Origin of the sequence: Nocardioides proteolyticus (assembly GCF_051280635.3) — a bacterium.
Lineage (GTDB): Bacteria > Actinomycetota > Actinomycetes > Propionibacteriales > Nocardioidaceae > Nocardioides.
Genome location: NZ_JBNBPO030000026.1, coordinates 1 through 16,058 on the forward strand (window position 1 = coordinate 1; position 16,058 = coordinate 16,058).

A 16,058-nucleotide genomic window follows, 5' to 3' on the forward strand; every position below is an offset into this window, starting at 1 on the left:
CGGCTCGTCGCGGCGGGCGCCGCGGTCGCGGCGACCTGCTGGCTGCTCGCCGGCTCGCCGCGCCTGCTGGTGCTGGCGCTGCTGTCGGCGGGTGTCGTCGTCGGCGGCACCCGGCTGGGGCGCTCGCGCCTGCGCGAGCGATCCGCGCTGCACACCCGGGCTCGGGTCGTCGAGCTGTGCGACGGCCTCCAGGCCGAGCTGGCGTCCGGGCAGACACCCGCACACGCCCTGGGCCGCGCCGGCACCGAGTGGCCACTGGTGGCGCCGGCTGCGCGCACGGCCCAGGCCGGTGGCGACGTGCCCGCCGCGCTGCGTGAGCTGGCCGTGCAGCCCGGCGCGGGCGAGCTGCGCGTCGTGGCCGCCGCCTGGCAGGTCGCCCACCGCACCGGCCACGGGCTGGCCGACGCGCTCGGCCGGGTGGCCGACGACCTGCGGGCCGCCGAGCAGACCCGCCGCGTCGTGTCCGGCGAGCTCGCCTCCGCCCGCGCGACGGCCCGGCTGCTGGCCGGGCTGCCGGTCGTGGCGCTGCTGATGGGCAGCGGTGCCGGTGCCGACCCGTGGCGGTTCCTCCTCGGGCACCCGGTCGGCCTGGCGTGCCTCGCCGCCGGACTCGCCTGCGGCTACGCCGGCCTGGCGTGGATCGAGACGCTCGCCCGCGACGTCGAGGGCGGCCGCCGGTGACCGCCACCTCCGCAGCCACGACCGCCCTGCCTGTCCTGGTTGCCCTGCCTCCCCTACCGGTGCTGACCGTGCTGGCCGTGCTGACCGGGCTGGCCGCCGCGCTCGCCGTCGCCCTCCTCCTCCCCCCACGAGGTGGCAGCTTTCGCACCGCGAGGTGGGAGGTTCCGGCGCGCGAGGTGGCAGGAAGCGGCGAAGCCGCAGCCGAGGAGGGGCTGCTCCGCCGCTGGCGTGCCGCCTGGGCGCTGCTGGCCGGCGCCGGGGCCGGCGCATTGCTCGGTGGGCCGCTCGCCGTGCCGGCCGGCCTGGGGGCAGCGGCCGTGGTCTGGGTGGTGGCCGGTCGGCTCGAGCCTCGCGTCGTACGCCTCCGGCGCGAGGAGGTACGACGCGACCTCCCGCACGTCGTGACGTTGCTCGCCGCCGCGCTGCGGTCCGGCGCCGCTCCGGCGGCCGCGATCGACGTGGTCTGCCGGGCGCTGCCCGGCGCGGCGGCCGAGCAGCTGGCTCCGGTCGCCGCGCGGCTCCAGCTGGGCGGCGACCCCGCCGCCATCTGGGGCACGCTGGCCGACGACCCGGCGCTCGGCCCACTGGGCCGTACGCTGGCACGCGCCCACCGCACCGGTGCACCGGTGGTCGGCGCGGTGGAGCGGCTCGCCGACGAGCTGTCCCGTCGCGCCAGGGCCGAGGTGGAGGACCGCGCGCGAGCCGTGGGCGTGCGCGCCGCCGTACCCCTCGGCGTGTGCCTCCTCCCCGCCTTCCTGCTGCTCGGGATCGTGCCGCTCGCCGCGTCGCTGGCCGCCACGATCGTCTGAGGCACCGGCAGTTTTCGCCGATCGCGGGACGCCGGGCGCTCGGGTTCCTACGGTGACGCCCGTGAAGAACCCCCGCTGCCTCCGCGCCCCCCTCGCTCCCCTCGCCGCGGTCATCCTCGCGCTCGCGTTGAGCGCCACCGCCTGTGGCGAGGACGCCGACCCCGAGGTCGAGGACACCACCTCGTCCGAGCAGTCGACCCCTCCGCAGGACGACCCGACGTCACCGGCCGACACCGGCACCACGGCGCCCGCGGCTGCCCTCCACGAGTGCGCCGAGCTGTGGAACGCCGCCGACCTCGACGAGGTCCGCAGCGTCCTCGCCGCCCAGCATCGCCAGGACTCCGCGGAGAGCGGGCAGCCGGACCTGGTCGTGGGCCACTACGGCGGCGAGCCGTTCGTGCTGACGGCGTACGACACCGAGGTCACCGTGCCGGACGGCGCCTGCGTCGTGGTCGACGTCGACGGCACGACCGTCGACGCGCCGCCGCAGTACGGCGGGTACGCCGCCGCCCTCGTCGACGGCGAGTGGGCCAGCGCGGTCACCGGCGAGCATCCCCTCGCCCAGGACCCGCTCCCGGTGACGGACCCCCAGCTGGTCAGGCTCGACGGCGGCGTCGAGAACCCGGTGCTCGTCCTGCCCTGACCGGCCCTCCTCCACCTCCGCCGCTGCCGGTCGGGTTCGGGCGCCTGAACACCGCCGGTCCCTTGCGTCACGCGGCGGGCCACCGGAGCCGCGCCGTCCTGTGGACGGCCCGTCCCCCTCCACAGGCAGCGCCTCGGCGACGGTCGGATGTCACCGCCGTCGCGCAGCCTCGTCCTCCGACGGCCGCACCCGGCGGTCGCGACGAAGGAGGAGAGATGGCACCCACAGCCACCGCCACGCCCGCAACCACGACCACGACCACAACCACGCCGGCCCGCGCCGCCCGCCCACGGCCCGGGCGGCTCCGCCCGCTGCGCCGGCCGGCCGACGAGCGGGGCGTGACCACCGCGGAGTACGCCGTGGCCACCGCTGCCGGGGCGGGCTTCGCCGGACTGCTCTACAAGCTGCTCAGCGGCGGCTTCGGCGACCGGCTGATCAAGACGCTGTTCGACCACGTCCTCGGGCTGCTCGGCCTGCGATGACCGGGACCACCCCGGTGCGCCCGCGCAGCAGGGGCCACCGCGGTGCCGTCACCGCCGAGCTCGCCCTCGCGCTGCCCACGCTGCTCGCGGTCACGACCGGGCTGGTCTGGCTCCTGGCGGTCGGCGTCGGCCAGGTCCGCACCGTCGACGCCGCCCGGGAGGCGGCGCGGGCGCTGGCCCGCGGCGACGACCCGGCCGATGCGATCGCGGTCGGTGAGCGGGTGGCCCCTGACGGTGTGCGTCTGTCGGTGACCCGCTCGGGCGGCCGGGTGGTGGTGCGGGCTTCCGGGCGGATGTCCGGACCCGGCGGGCTGTTCCGGAGCCTGCCCGGCGCCGACCTCGAGGCCGAGGCGGTGGCGATCGCGGAGGAGCAGGAGGCGCCGCCGTGACCCGCCGGCAACCTCGCACCGGGGTTGCCGGCGTGATCCGCCGGCAACCCCCGTGCGAGCGCGGCGCCGCCACGGTGCTCGTCGTCGCGCTGGCCGGGGTGCTGCTGCTCGTCGGTGCCGCAGCGGGCGTGGTGGCCGCGATCATGGTCGCCCACCGACAGGCGCAGTCCGCCGCCGACCTGGCCGCCCTCGCGGGGGCGACGGCGCTGTCGGACCGCACCGGCGACCCGTGCGCGGCCGCCGGCGACGTCGCCGCGGCCAACGGCGCAAGCCTGGACTCGTGCGCCGTCGACGGTGAGGACGTGCTGGTGTCCGTGGTCGTGCGCGGTCCTCGGTGGCTCGGTCAGGACGACGACCTGGTCGGCCGGGCGCGCGCCGGGCCGGTGAGCTGAGCCGGTGAGCTGGGCCGGTGAGCTGGGCCGGTGAGCTGGGCCGGTGAGCTGGGCCGGTGAGCTGGGCCGGTGAGCTGGGCCGGTGAGCTGGGCCGGTGAGCTGGGCCGGTGAGCTGGGCCGGTGAGCTGAGCCGGTGAGCTGAGCCGGTGACGGGGTGACTGAGCCTGAGCCGGTGAGCCGGTGAGCCGGTCGAGCCTCAGGGCTCCTCGCGGCCGGAGAGGTCGTCGCGGCGCCGGTCGGCCTCGGCGCGGTCGAGCTTCTCGGACAGCTCCGTGAGGCGCTTCTGCTCCTTGCGGCGCCGCCAGCCCTGCTTCGCCCCGATCTTCATCAGCCACATCCCGAGGAGGACCAGTGCCCCCGACGCGACGCCCAGCAGGAAGATCACCTCCGGGCCGCAGTTGATCCCGAGGAACTCGGTCGTGAGCCGGTCCTCGCCCTCGACGGTGTCGTAGTCGGTGCCGAAGATGCCGGAGATGATGCCGGCGACGCCGATCACCAGGAGGAGCAGCCCGAAGATCACCATGTCGGGCAGGCTACTCCGGCGCGGCCGGCGCCTCCCGGAGCAGCGCGTCGAGGAGCGCCACCGCCCCGGCCTTGTCGAGCGGGTCGTTGCCGTTGCCGCACTTGGGCGACTGGATGCACGACGGGCAACCGGCCGCGCACTCGCAGGCCGCGATGGTGGCGCGCGTGGCCCGCAGCCACGCGGGGGCCGTGCGGTAGCCGCGCTCCGCGAAGCCGGCACCACCGGCGTGGCCGTCGTGGACGAAGACCGTCAGCACCCCGGTGTCGGGGTGACGCGCGGTCGACACGCCGCCGATGTCCCACCGGTCGCAGGTGGCGAACAGCGGCAGCAGCCCGATCGAGCAGTGCTCGGCGGCGTGCGCGGCCCCGGGCAGGTCGGCGCGCTCGAGATCGGTCGACGCGAGCACCGCGTCGGGCACGGTCCACCACACCGCGGTGGTCGACAGGGTCCGCGGCGGGAGGTCGAGCGGGGTCTCGTCGATCACCTCGCCGGTGCGCAGCCGGCGGCGCAGGTAGGACGTCACCTGGTTGGTCACCTCGACGGTGCCGTACGACACCCGGCAGGGCCCCCAGGCGACGTGCGCGCGCTCCTCGACGATCTCGATGTCGGTGACGTCGCGGGCCGTGGTCGTGTGGTCGGTCTCGACCCGCCGCATCTCGGCGACGTGTTCGTCGAGGTCGAGCGTCTCCACGAGCCAGGTCTCGCCGCGGTGGAGGTAGACCGCCCCGGGGTGGGCGGTGCTGTGCGCCCGGCCGCCGTCGACGGTGCCGACCACCCGGCCGGTGCCGACCTCGACGAGCTGGACCTGCTGCCCGCCGGCGGAGCGGATGTCGGCGAGGTCGGCAGCTCTGGAGCGGTCGGTCCAGAACCAGCCGGCCGGACGGCGCCGCAGGAGCCCCCGCTCGACCAGCTCGCCGAGCACCTCCCGCGTGCGCGGCCCGAACAGGGGCAGGTCGGCGGCGGTCACCGGCAGCTCCTGCGCGGCGGCGCACAGGTGGGGGCCGAGCACGTACGGGTTGTCGGTGTCGAAGACCGTGCCCTCGACCGGCCGGCCGAGGAGGGCCTCGGGGTGGTGCACCAGGTAGGTGTCCAGCGGGTCGTCGCGCGCGACGAGCACGCCCAGGGCGCCGCCACCGTGGCGCCCGGCGCGACCGACCTGCTGCCAGAAGGCCGCCCTGGTGCCGGGATAGCCGGTCAGCAGGACCGCGTCGAGGCCGCTCACGTCGATGCCGAGCTCGAGAGCGTTGGTGGCGGCCATCCCGAGCAGCCGACCGCTGCGCAGGTCGTTCTCCAGCGCGCGCCGCTCCTCGGGGAGGTAGCCGCCGCGGTAGGAGTCGACCCGACCGGCCAGCGAAGGGTCGACCTCCGCCACCAGCTCGTCGGTGCGCTGCGCCACGAGCTCCACGCCGCGGCGCGACCGCACGAAGGCCAGCGTGCGGACGTCGCCGACGACGAGGTCGGCCATCAGGTCGGCGGTCTCGGCGGTCGCCGGCCGCCGCACGGGCGCACCATGCTCGCCGGTGAACGACGTCAGCGGCGGCTCCCACAGCCCGACGGCCAGCTCGCCGCGCGGTGAGCCGTCGCCGGTCACCGCCGTCACGTCGAGGCCGATCATCCGCTGCGCCGTCACGTCGGGGTCGGCCACCGTCGCGGACGCGAGCACGAACGTCGGCGAGGCGCCGTAGGACGCGCAGATCCGCCGCAGGCGTCGTACGACTTGGGCGACGTGGGCGCCGAACACCCCGCGGTAGTGGTGGCACTCGTCGATCACGACGTAGCGCAAGGACCGGAAGAACTGGGTCCAGCGCTGGTGGCCGGGCAGCAGGGAGCGGTGGAGCATGTCGGGGTTGGACAGGACGTACTCCCCGAAGTCGCGCGTCCACTCCCGCTCCTCGGTCGTGCTGTCGCCGTCGTGGGTGCACACCCGGACGTCGAGGCCCAGCGCGTCGATCGCGGCGCGCTGGTCGTGGGCGAGCGCCTTGGTGGGCGCGAGGTACAGCACCGACGCCCCGCGCTGGCCGCGCGGGCCCCGCTCGGCGCGGATGGCGGTCAGGGCGGGCAGCAGGTAGGCCAGCGACTTGCCGGAGGCGGTGCCCGTGGCCAGCACGACGTGCTCGCCGCGCCACGCCGCCTCGGCGGCGGCCACCTGGTGGGCCCAGGGCCGGCCCACGCCGCGCGAGGAGTACGACGCCACCACGGTCGGGTCGGCCCACGCCGGCCAGTCCGCGGTGACCGCCTCACGGGCCGGCACCCGCTCCAGGTGGGTCAGCCGGTCGGCACGGCCCGGGCCCGCGGTGAGCCGCGCGACCAGCGCGCCGGGGTCGACGCGGCTGCCGGCGGTCGGCAGCGGGGTGGTGGGCTGGGCGGTCACCAACGGATTGTCGCAAGCACCCCCGACAGGTGCGACAGGCACGCCCGGTGGCGCGACCGTGTGCGTTCTTGGTGCACGCTCGCCGGGGGCATGGTTTGATGGGCGCACTGCAGGAATGGTGAAGAGCTCTCCCGGGGTGGATACGTGAATCTGACACTGTCGACGCGCGACGTCGGCGGACGCACCGTCGTCGCCGTGGGCGGCGAGATCGACGTCTACACCGCCCCCAAGCTGCGCGACACGATCACCGAGCTCGTCGCCGGCGGCACCTATCACCTGATCATCGACATGCAGGACGTCGAGTTCCTCGACTCCACCGGCCTCGGCGTGCTGGTCGGCGGCCTGAAGAAGGTCCGTGCCCACGACGGCTCGCTGGAGCTGGTGTGCAACGCCGACCGGCTGCTGAAGATCTTCAAGATCACCGGCCTGGCGAAGGTCTTCGTGATCCACGGCTCCTCCGAAGCCGCCCTGGCCTGATCCGGCGGCCCGGTCGCAGGGACGGCCGCCGCTTCCCGGGTATTCCGACGGCGTCGCCGTGCGGAAAAGATCGACGTGACCCGCGTCACATCCTTCGTGCCTTGGGCGCGCGAGTCTGCGTAGACTCCCGCCCACGTTCTATGACCTGGGTCACACGACCCGACGCCTGAACTCCCCAGGAGGCACTGGAATGCCCTCTCCGCTCCTCGTGGACGTCGACGTGACGGGCGGGGATCTCGCCCTCGTCATCGTCGTCGCCCTCATCGCCCTCTTCTGCCTGGCCATGGCCTGGCTCTTCCGAGCCGAGGTGCTGCGCGCCGGCGAAGGCACCGAGAACATGCAGCGGATCGCCCTGGCGGTGCAGGAGGGCGCGAGCGCCTACCTCACCCGCCAGTTCCGCACCCTCGGCATCTTCGCGGCGATCGCGTTCGTGGTCCTGCTGGCGCTGCCGGCCCATGCGGAGGACGGGTCCGGCTTCCTGCAGTCGGAGTGGGGCGTCCGGATCTTCCGGTCGGTGTTCTTCCTCGTCGGGGCCGGCTTCTCGGGAGCGATCGGCTACCTCGGCATGTCGCTCGCCGTGCGCGCCAACCTGCGCGTCGCCGCGGCCGCCAACGAGCAGGGCCGCGACCCGGCGATGAACATCGGCTTCCGTACCGGCGCTGTGGTGGGCATGTCGACGGTCGGCCTGGGACTGCTGGGCGCGGCGGTCGTGGTGATCGCGTTCCAGGACGCGGCGCCCAACGTGCTCGAGGGCTTCGGCTTCGGTGCGGCGCTGCTCGCGATGTTCATGCGCGTCGGCGGCGGCATCTTCACCAAGGCGGCCGACGTGGGCGCCGACCTCGTCGGCAAGGTCGAGCAGAACATCCCCGAGGACGACCCGCGCAACGCCGCGACCATCGCCGACAACGTGGGCGACAACGTGGGCGACTGCGCGGGCATGGCGGCCGACCTGTTCGAGTCGTACGCCGTGACGCTGGTGGCCGCGCTGATCCTGGGCTCGCAGGCGTTCGGCGACAAGGGCCTGGTTTTCCCGCTGATCGTCCCGGCCATCGGCGCCCTGTCGGCCATCGCCGGCGTCTACCTCACCAAGCCGCGCGCCGGTGAGAGCGGCCTGACCACGATCAACCGCTCCTTCTACATCTCCGCCGCCGTCGGCGCGATCGCCAGCGCCATCGCCGCGTTCGTCTACCTGCCCGGCGAGTGGAGCGAGCTCAACGGCGGCGGCTCGGTGCTCGACTCGCTGCTCGGCGCCGACGAGCCGGGCGTCAGCCCGGCACTCTTCGCCGCGGGCGCCGTGGTGATCGGCATCGTCCTCGCCGCCGCGATCCTCGCGCTGACCGGCTACTTCACCGGTACCGAGCACCGGCCCGTCAAGGACGTCGGCAAGACCTCGCTCACCGGCGCCGCTACCGTCATCCTGTCCGGCCTCTCGGTCGGCTTCGAGTCGGCCGTCTACACCGCGATCGTGATCGGTGCCGCGGTCTTCGGCGCAGCGCTGCTGGCCGGCGGCTCCACCACCCTGGCGCTGTTCGCCGTCGCGCTCGCCGGCTGCGGACTGCTCACCACCGTCGGCGTGATCGTCGCGATGGACACCTTCGGCCCGGTGTCCGACAACGCCCAGGGCATCGCCGAGATGTCCGGCGACGTCAGCGAGGAGGGCGCCGGGATCCTCACCGAGCTCGACGCGGTCGGCAACACGACCAAGGCGATCACCAAGGGGATCGCGATCGCCACGGCGGTGCTCGCGGCGAGCGCCCTGTTCGCGTCGTACGCCCAGTCGGCGTTCACCTCGCTCGAGGACGCCGACGGCGTGGCTGACAGCGCGGTGGGCGACGTCGTGCTCGGCTTCATGGTGCTCGACGCCAAGCTGATCGTCGGCACCCTGCTCGGCGCCGGCGTGGTGTTCCTCTTCTCCGGGCTGGCGATCAACGCCGTCGGCCGGGCAGCGGGCGCGGTGGTCATGGAGGTGCGCCGCCAGTTCCGCGACATCCCCGGGATCATGGAGGGCACGGCCCGGCCGGAGTACGGCCGCGTGGTCGACATCGTGACCCGCGACTCGCTGCGCGAGCTCGCCACGCCGGGCATCCTGGCGATCCTGAGCCCGATCGCGGTCGGGTTCGGACTCGGCGTGGGTCCGCTCGCCGGCTTCCTGGTGGGTGCGATCGCTACCGGCACCCTGATGGCGGTCTTCCTCGCCAACGCCGGGGGTGCCTGGGACAACGCGAAGAAGCTGGTCGAGGACGGCAACCACGGCGGCAAGGGGTCCGAGGCGCACGCGGCCACGGTCATCGGCGACACCGTCGGCGACCCGTTCAAGGACACCGCCGGTCCGGCGATCAACCCGCTGCTGAAGGTGATGAACCTGGTCTCGCTGCTGATCGTGGGCGCCATCATCAGCCTGTCCTACGGCGACAGTGAGAACGACGTCGTCCGGATCCTGATCGCGGTCGCGGCAGCGGCCGGCATCTTCGCCGCGGTGCTGGTCTCCAAGCAGCGCTCGTCGGTGATCGGCGAGGACGCGCCGGAGCCGTCATCGATCGAGTCGGCCTAGCCCGATGACCGCTCCCCGGACCCGGCCCGGGACGCCGACCCGGCGCCGGTTCGGGAGCGCGCTGGCCACGGCGGTGCTGACCGCCGTGGCCGGCGTCGTGCTCGTCGTCCCTCCGTCGGCAGCGCCGGCGTCCGCGACGGTCGGCCTGGGTGATCCAGGTCGGCAGGCGGGGTCGGCACCCCTGGCAGGGGAGGTCCGCGGCGCGGCCGGCGCGGCGCCGTACGTCCGGACCTCGCGGACCATCGGCCGGTCGGTGAAGGGCCGGCGGATCAAGGCCTACTACCGCGGCTACGAGGGCGCGCGGCACGTGCTCGTGGTGCTGGGGCAGATGCACGGCGACGAGAAGGCCGGCCGGGCGACCGCCTGGTGGGTCCGCGACCACGTCCGGCCCAGGCCCGGCACCGGGATCTGGGTGGTGCCGTCGATGAACCCCGACGGCAACGCCCGCGGCACCCGTCGCAACGCCCGCGGCGTCGACCTCAACCGAAACTGGCCGACCAGCGGCTGGAGCGGCGCCAACCGGGGCTCGCGCTACTGGGGCGGCCCGCGGCGGGCGAGCGAGCCGGAGACCCGCGCGATGATCGAGTTCCTGCGGACGGTGAAGCCCGACTACATCGCCTCGATCCACCAGCCCCTGCGGGCCGTCGGCAAGCACCGCGGCGGGATCTACTGGCAGCGGCGGCTGGCCCGCAACCTCGACCTGCCGCGCCGCTGGCTCGGCGTCGGCAACCCCACCGGCACGGTCTCCCCGACCCTGACCGGGTGGTACAACGCCCGGTTCCGCGACCACGGCGTCGCCACCACCATCGAGTACGGCGCCCGCCCCTCCACCCGCTACCGGACCGTCAAGGCCGGCCGGGGGATCGCGGCGGCGGCGCTGGTGCGGTGAGGGTGGGCGGGGTGGCTCGCGGGGCTCGCGGGGCTCGCGGGGCTCGCGGGGCTCGCGGGGCTCGCGGGGCTCGCATGTAACTCGGTGTTAGGTCCGCTACCACGGTCTTGTGACCGGTTCTGAGACCGTGGCAGATGCCCGACCACCGTGGTGGAGGTCCGAACACCGAGTTACAAGCCACGTCTACCGTTGCCCCGTGCCCTCCGTCGACCTCGCCGCCCCGCTGCGCGACGCGCTCGTCGCCGCCGACTTCACCTACGACGCCGTCAGCGCGCTGCTCGGGCCCGAGGCGCACACCGCGCTGTCGCGCAACGAGACCACGCCGGCGCTGCGCCGGGTCCGTGACGACGACGGGCTGCTGGCCACGCTGGTGCGGCTCTTCCTGCTCCAGCGCCCGGTCCCCACCGCCGCTGCCGAGCGCGCGCTGCCCGGGCTGATCGACCGCCTGGCCGCGGCGGGCGTGCTGGTGCAGAGCGTCGGCGAGGTCGCGGCGCGGCTGGACGTGCGGCCCTACGCGACCGACGCCGCCGCCTCGCCCGGATCGGCCGGCTCGTCCCGGCCGGTCGACCTGTGGGTGGTCAGCGACCTGACGCCGGGCCTCGACGGACGGGCGACCTCGGTGACCGCCGACTACGTGCTCGGCATCAGCCCCGCGTCCTCCAGCCTCGCGCAGCTGACCCTGCGCCACGACGTCGGCACGTCGCTCGACCTCGGCACCGGCTGCGGCGTCCAGGCGCTCCATCTGGCCACCCACAGCGACCGGGTGGTGGCCACCGACGTCAACGCACGCGCGATCGCCCTCGCCCGGTTCAACGCGGCGCTCAACGACGTCGACGACGTGGTCGACGTGCGGGACGGGTCCTTCTTCGCGCCGGTGGCCGGCGAGCGGTTCGACCTGATCGCGACCAACCCGCCGTTCGTGATCTCGCCGGCCAGCGGTGAGCGGCTGGTCTACCGCGACTCCGGCCTGCCGGGCGACCAGGTGGTCGAGCACATCGTGCGCGCCGCGCCCGACCACCTCACCGACGGCGGCTGGTGCCAGGTCCTGGCCAACTGGGTGATCGAGCGCGACCGCCCGTGGGACGAGCGGCTGGCCGGCTGGCTGCCCGACGAGTGCGACGCGCTCGTGGTGCAGCGTGAGGTGCTCGACCCGGCGGCGTACGTCGAGCTCTGGCTGAAGGACTCCGGCCACCACCCGGCGACGGGCGGCACCGCCGCCACCTACGCCGACCGCTACGACACCTGGCTCTCCTGGCTGGAGGAGCAGGGCGTCGGCGGCATCGGGTTCGGCTGGATCAGCCTGCGCCACCGGCCCGGGGCCACGCCCGGCAGACTCGCGCGCGAGCTGCTCGAGTGGCCCTACGACGTCGAGCAGCCGATCGCGACCGCCATCGCCGGCTGGGCCGACGCGTCCGCCGCGGCGGCCACCGTCGGTCCGGAGACCCGGCTGGTGCTGCGCCCCGACGTGCTCCAGGAGACCAGCGGCTCGGTCGGCGCCGAGGACCCGGCGGCGATCGTGCTCCGCCAGCAGCGCGGGTTCCGGCGGGCGCGCCGCGTGGACACGGTCGTCGCCGCGGTGGCCGGTGCCTGTGACGGCGACCTCCCGCTCGGCCCGTTGGTCGACGCGGTCGGGCAGCTGCTGGAGCAGGACCCGTCGGCGCTGCGCGAGGTCTACCTGCCGGAGGTGCGCGACCTGGTCGCCGAGGGCTTCCTCGCGCCGGCCGACGACTGAACGGCCGTCACGCGGACCGGGAAGCGCAGACCTCCGCGCCCGGCTGCGGCAGACTGGGCCCGTGACGAACGCAGGCTGGTACCCCGACCCCGCTGGTGCACCCAACACCTACCGCTACTGGGACGGCCAGTCGTGGAGCCAGATGACCACCAACAACCCGTCGGGCGCCGCGCCCGGCGGTCCGGTTCAGGGCGGCCCCGGCCAGGGCGGCCCCGGCCAGAGTGCGCCGGGCCAGGGCGGTCAGCAGCCCGGCCCGCCCGAGCAGCACCCCGGCCAGCAGCCCACCCAGCACGTCGGCCAGCAGCCCGGCCAGCCGCAGCCCACCCAGCAGCCCGGCCAGCCGTACGGCGCCGCACCGCCGCCGTACCCCGGCGCCCCGCAGGGGCCCGGTGGCCCGGCCGGTCCCGGCGCGCCGGGCGGCTACGGCCAGCCCGGGTGGGGTCAGCCGCCGGCCAAGGGTGGCGGCGCGGGCAAGGCGATCGCTATCGCGGTGGCGGCGGTGCTCGTGCTGGTGCTGATCGGCGTCGGCGGCTTCTTCGGGTTCCGGGCGCTCAGCGACGACGACGACCCCGCGCGAGGCGGTGACGACCCGACCACCGCGACCGACGACGGCCCCGAGTCGGGCAGCGGCGGCACCGAGGGGCCGAGCTCGTCGGGCACCGTCGCGCCGACCGGCATCCAGTGCACCGGCGGCGACCCGAAGCCGGAGGAGGACCCGGGCGAGACGCCCAGGCGGATCAGCGGCGGCGGGCTGACCATCCCCCGGCTCGGCGGCTACACCGTCGACCTGCGCGTGTCGGAGGCGCTCACCTTCGCCGACGACATCGTCGTGCAGTACTCCTTCGTCAGCGACCAGTGGGTCTCCGAGTACGCCGTCGGCGCGCTTCCCAAGGACAGCGGCTTCGAGGACCCGGCCCAGGCGGCGGAGATCGTCATGCAGTGCCTGACGATGAACGACCAGGTCTACCGGGGCTTCGACACCCGCACCGACGTGAAGAACGAGGCGATCACCGTGGACGGCCGGCCGGCCCACCTGATCACCTCCGAGATCCGCGTCGACGACCCCGACGTGTCGCTCGAGGGCGACGTCACCTCGGTGGTCGTCGTCGACACCGGCGACCCCGAGACCTTCGGCGTCTACCTCGGCGTGGTGCCCATCGGCGACACCAACCTGATCGCCCAGCAGGAGCGGGTCATCGACCGGATCCGGGTGAGCTGACCCGCCCCGTCGGCCCACCTCGCCGGCCCACCCGGCGGGCCGTCGCGGCGCGGCGGCGCGGGACAGCGCTCGCGGGACCGCTGGACACAAGCGCTACCGTGGCCGGTCGAACCACACCCACAGCAAGCAGAGAAGGTCCCCGTGGCACACAAGTTGGTGATCGTCGAGTCACCGGCCAAGGCCCGCACCATCGGCGGGTACCTCGGCGACGGCTACGTCGTCGAGTCCTCCATCGGCCACATCCGGGACCTCCCGAACAACGCCGCCGACACCCCCGCCAAGATCAAGGACAAGCCGTGGGGCCGGCTGGCCATCGACGTGGAGAACGGCTTCCAGCCCTACTACGTCGTCCCGCGCGACAAGAAGAGCCACATCTCCAAGCTCAAGCAGCTGCTCAAGGACGCCGACGAGCTCTATCTCGCCACCGATGAGGACCGCGAGGGCGAGGCGATCGCCTGGCACCTCCTCGACGAGCTGAAGCCGAAGGGCATCCCGGTGCGCCGGATGGTCTTCCACGAGATCACCCGCTCGGCGATCCAGGACGCCGCCGCCAACCCGCGCGACCTCGACATGGACCTGGTCGAGGCGCAGGAGACGCGACGGATCCTCGACCGGCTCTACGGCTACGAGGTCTCGCCCGTCCTGTGGCGCAAGGTGATGTCGGGGCTGTCGGCGGGTCGCGTGCAGTCGGTGGCGACCCGGCTGGTGGTCGACCGCGAGAAGGAGCGGATGGCCTTCAAGGTCGCCTCGTACTGGGACCTCGAGGGCACCTTCGACGCGGGCTCGAAGCACGACCAGCGGATGTTCCCCGCCCGGCTGCACACGATCGACGGCGCCCGCGTCGCGAGCGGCGCCAACTTCGGGCCCGACGGCCGGGTCAAGCCCGGCGCCTCGGTCGTCCACCTCGACCGCCCGCGCGCCGAGGCCCTCGTCGCCGCGCTCGAGAACACCGAGTACGACGTCAGGTCGGTCGAGGCGAAGCCCTACCGCCGTTCGCCGTACGCACCGTTCCGCACGACCACCCTCCAGCAGGAGGCCAGCCGCAAGCTCGGCATGGGCGCGAGCGTCACCATGTCGGTGGCGCAGCGCCTCTACGAGAACGGCTTCATCACCTACATGCGCACCGACTCGACGACGCTGTCGAGCAGTGCGGTCGCGGCCGCCCGGCAGCAGGTGCAGGAGCTGTACGGCGCGGAGTACCTCCCCGACGCACCGCGCACCTACGCCAGCAAGGTGGCCAACGCCCAGGAGGCGCACGAGGCGATCCGCCCGGCGGGCGAGACGTTCCGCACCCCGGCGCAGACCGGGTTGACCGGCGACCAGTTCCGCCTCTACGAGCTGATCTGGATGCGCACCGTCGCCTCCCAGATGAAGGACGCCGTGGGTCAGTCGGTGTCGATCCGGATCGGCGGCCAGGCCCGGCACCCGGACGGGAAGACCGAGGACGTCGTCTTCTCCGCCTCCGGCCGGGTGATCACCTTCCACGGCTTCCTCAAGGCCTACGTCGAGGGCACCGACGACTCCACCACCGCCAAGGACGACGCGGAGACCCGGCTGCCCGCGCTCGAGCAGGGCGACCGGGTCTCGGCCGCGTCGCTGACGGCGAACGGCCACGAGACCAAGCCGCCCGCCCGCTACACCGAGGCGACCCTGATCAAGGAGCTCGAGGAGCGGGAGATCGGCCGCCCCTCGACGTACGCCTCGATCATCGGGACGATCCTGAACCGCGGCTACGTCTACAAGAAGGGCACCGCGCTGGTGCCGGCGTGGATCGCGTTCTCGGTGGTGCGGCTGCTCACCGAGCACTTCCCGCGGCTGATCGACTACGAGTTCACGGCCGGGATGGAGGGCGTGCTCGACCAGATCGCCCGCGGCCAGAAGGACCGGGTCACCGAGCTGTCGGAGTTCTACTACGGGTCGGACAAGCTCGAGGGGCTGCTCCCGCTGGTGCAGGGCCTCGGCGACATCGACGCCAAGGAGCTGGCGACCTTCCCGGTCGGCAGCGACGACGACGGGATCCAGCTCCGGGTCGGCAAGTACGGCCCCTACCTGGAGGGCCCCGGCGCCGACGGCGCTCCGGTGCGGGCCAACGTCCCCGACGACCTGCCGCCCGACGAGCTCACCGTCGAGAAGGCGAAGGAGCTGCTGGCCAACCCGGCCGGCGAGGAGATCGACCTCGGCGTGCACCCCGAGACCGGGCTGCAGGTGGTGGCGAAGAACGGCCGGTTCGGGCCCTACGTCACCGAGCTGCTCCCCGACGACGCCCCGAAGTCGGCGAAGCCGCGCACGGGCTCGCTGTTCAAGTCGATGTCGCTCGACACCGTCACCCTCGACGACGCGGTCAAGCTGCTCTCGCTGCCGCGGGTGGTCGGCGCCGACCCCGAGTCCGGCGACGAGATCACCGCCCAGAACGGCCGCTACGGGCCCTACCTCAAGAAGGGGTCGGACTCCCGGTCGCTGGCCAGCGAGGACCAGATCTTCACGATCACCCTCGACGAGGCGCTCCGCATCTACGCCCAGCCCAAGCAGCGCGGCCGGGCCGCGGCCGCCGCGCCGCTGAAGGAGCTCGGCAACGACCCGGTCTCCGGCCAGCCGGTCGTGGTGAAGGCCGGCCGGTTCGGCGAGTACGTCACCGACGGCGAGTACAACGCCACCCTGCGCAAGGACGACTCGGTCGAGGCGATCACCCTCGAGCGGGCCGCCGAGCTCCTCGCCGAGCGGCGCGCCAAGGGCCCGGCGAAGAAGGCGGCCAAGAAGGGCGCGAAGAAGGCCACCGCGAAGAAGGCGGCCAAGAAGACCACCAAGAAGACGACCAAGAAGGCGGCGGCGAAGAAGACCGCCACCAAGGCGGCGAAGAAGTCGTAGGGGGTCGGCCGGGGGCTGTGACGGGTGAGCCTGG

At 74.1% G+C, this 16,058-nt stretch carries 14 protein-coding genes; 12 read left to right on the plus strand and 2 right to left on the minus strand.

Annotated elements, in window-relative coordinates; translation table 11 throughout:
- The 6 genes from ACPOLA_RS15190 to ACPOLA_RS15215 form a co-directional block, all read left to right on the plus strand.
- A partial coding sequence (locus ACPOLA_RS15190; RefSeq protein WP_435771280.1) for a type II secretion system F family protein occupies nucleotides 1-681 on the plus strand: 681 nt, incomplete at its 5' end.
- Nucleotides 678-1,490, plus strand: a complete 813-nt coding sequence (locus tag ACPOLA_RS15195) for a type II secretion system F family protein (RefSeq protein WP_435771281.1) — start codon at nucleotides 678-680, stop codon at nucleotides 1,488-1,490. The genes ACPOLA_RS15190 and ACPOLA_RS15195, both read left to right, overlap by 4 nt.
- Before the next feature lie 61 nt (nucleotides 1,491-1,551).
- Complete coding sequence (locus ACPOLA_RS15200) at nucleotides 1,552-2,133, plus strand: hypothetical protein (protein WP_435771282.1); 582 nt, start codon at nucleotides 1,552-1,554, stop codon at nucleotides 2,131-2,133.
- Nucleotides 2,134-2,348: 215 nt separating this feature from the next.
- Nucleotides 2,349-2,615 carry a DUF4244 domain-containing protein gene (locus ACPOLA_RS15205; RefSeq protein WP_435771283.1) on the plus strand — a complete coding sequence of 89 codons (267 nt, stop codon included), beginning with the start codon at nucleotides 2,349-2,351 and terminating at the stop codon, nucleotides 2,613-2,615.
- Nucleotides 2,612-3,004, plus strand: coding sequence for a TadE family type IV pilus minor pilin (locus ACPOLA_RS15210; protein WP_435771284.1), 393 nt, complete (start codon nucleotides 2,612-2,614; stop codon nucleotides 3,002-3,004). Before ACPOLA_RS15205 ends, ACPOLA_RS15210 begins: the two co-directional genes overlap by 4 nt.
- Nucleotides 3,005-3,036: 32 nt before the next feature.
- A complete protein-coding gene (locus tag ACPOLA_RS15215) occupies nucleotides 3,037-3,396 on the plus strand; it encodes an Rv3654c family TadE-like protein (protein WP_435771285.1) in 360 nt (119 codons plus the stop codon).
- A 197-nt stretch (nucleotides 3,397-3,593) separates the two neighbouring features.
- Here the strand turns inward: ACPOLA_RS15215 and ACPOLA_RS15220 are convergent, their stop codons facing one another.
- Nucleotides 3,594-3,920 carry a hypothetical protein gene (locus tag ACPOLA_RS15220; protein ID WP_435771286.1) on the minus strand — a complete coding sequence of 109 codons (327 nt, stop codon included), beginning with the start codon at nucleotides 3,918-3,920 and terminating at the stop codon, nucleotides 3,594-3,596.
- 10 nt (nucleotides 3,921-3,930) lie between these two features.
- On the minus strand, nucleotides 3,931-6,291 hold the full coding sequence (locus ACPOLA_RS15225; protein WP_435771287.1) for a DEAD/DEAH box helicase: 2,361 nt from the start codon (nucleotides 6,289-6,291) through the stop codon (nucleotides 3,931-3,933).
- Between the two features lie 144 nt (nucleotides 6,292-6,435).
- On the opposite strand from ACPOLA_RS15225, the gene ACPOLA_RS15230 reads away from it, so the two are divergent.
- From ACPOLA_RS15230 to topA, 6 genes are all read left to right on the plus strand, one after another.
- A complete protein-coding gene (locus ACPOLA_RS15230; protein WP_435771288.1) occupies nucleotides 6,436-6,768 on the plus strand; it encodes an STAS domain-containing protein in 333 nt (110 codons plus the stop codon).
- Between the two features lie 190 nt (nucleotides 6,769-6,958).
- A complete protein-coding gene (locus ACPOLA_RS15235; protein WP_435771289.1) occupies nucleotides 6,959-9,319 on the plus strand; it encodes a sodium-translocating pyrophosphatase in 2,361 nt (786 codons plus the stop codon).
- 4 nt (nucleotides 9,320-9,323) lie between these two features.
- Nucleotides 9,324-10,208 carry a M14 family zinc carboxypeptidase gene (locus tag ACPOLA_RS15240; protein WP_435771290.1) on the plus strand — a complete coding sequence of 295 codons (885 nt, stop codon included), beginning with the start codon at nucleotides 9,324-9,326 and terminating at the stop codon, nucleotides 10,206-10,208.
- 196 nt (nucleotides 10,209-10,404) lie between these two features.
- Nucleotides 10,405-11,940 carry a DUF7059 domain-containing protein gene (locus ACPOLA_RS15245; RefSeq protein WP_435771291.1) on the plus strand — a complete coding sequence of 512 codons (1,536 nt, stop codon included), beginning with the start codon at nucleotides 10,405-10,407 and terminating at the stop codon, nucleotides 11,938-11,940.
- A gap of 61 nt (nucleotides 11,941-12,001) precedes the next feature.
- The gene (locus tag ACPOLA_RS15250) at nucleotides 12,002-13,159 is read left to right on the plus strand and encodes a DUF2510 domain-containing protein (RefSeq protein ID WP_435771292.1); all 1,158 of its coding nucleotides are present in this window, start codon (nucleotides 12,002-12,004) and stop codon (nucleotides 13,157-13,159) included.
- 141 nt (nucleotides 13,160-13,300) lie between these two features.
- The gene (gene topA, locus ACPOLA_RS15255) at nucleotides 13,301-16,024 is read left to right on the plus strand and encodes a type I DNA topoisomerase (RefSeq protein WP_435771293.1); all 2,724 of its coding nucleotides are present in this window, start codon (nucleotides 13,301-13,303) and stop codon (nucleotides 16,022-16,024) included.
- Nucleotides 16,025-16,058 lie beyond the last annotated feature (34 nt).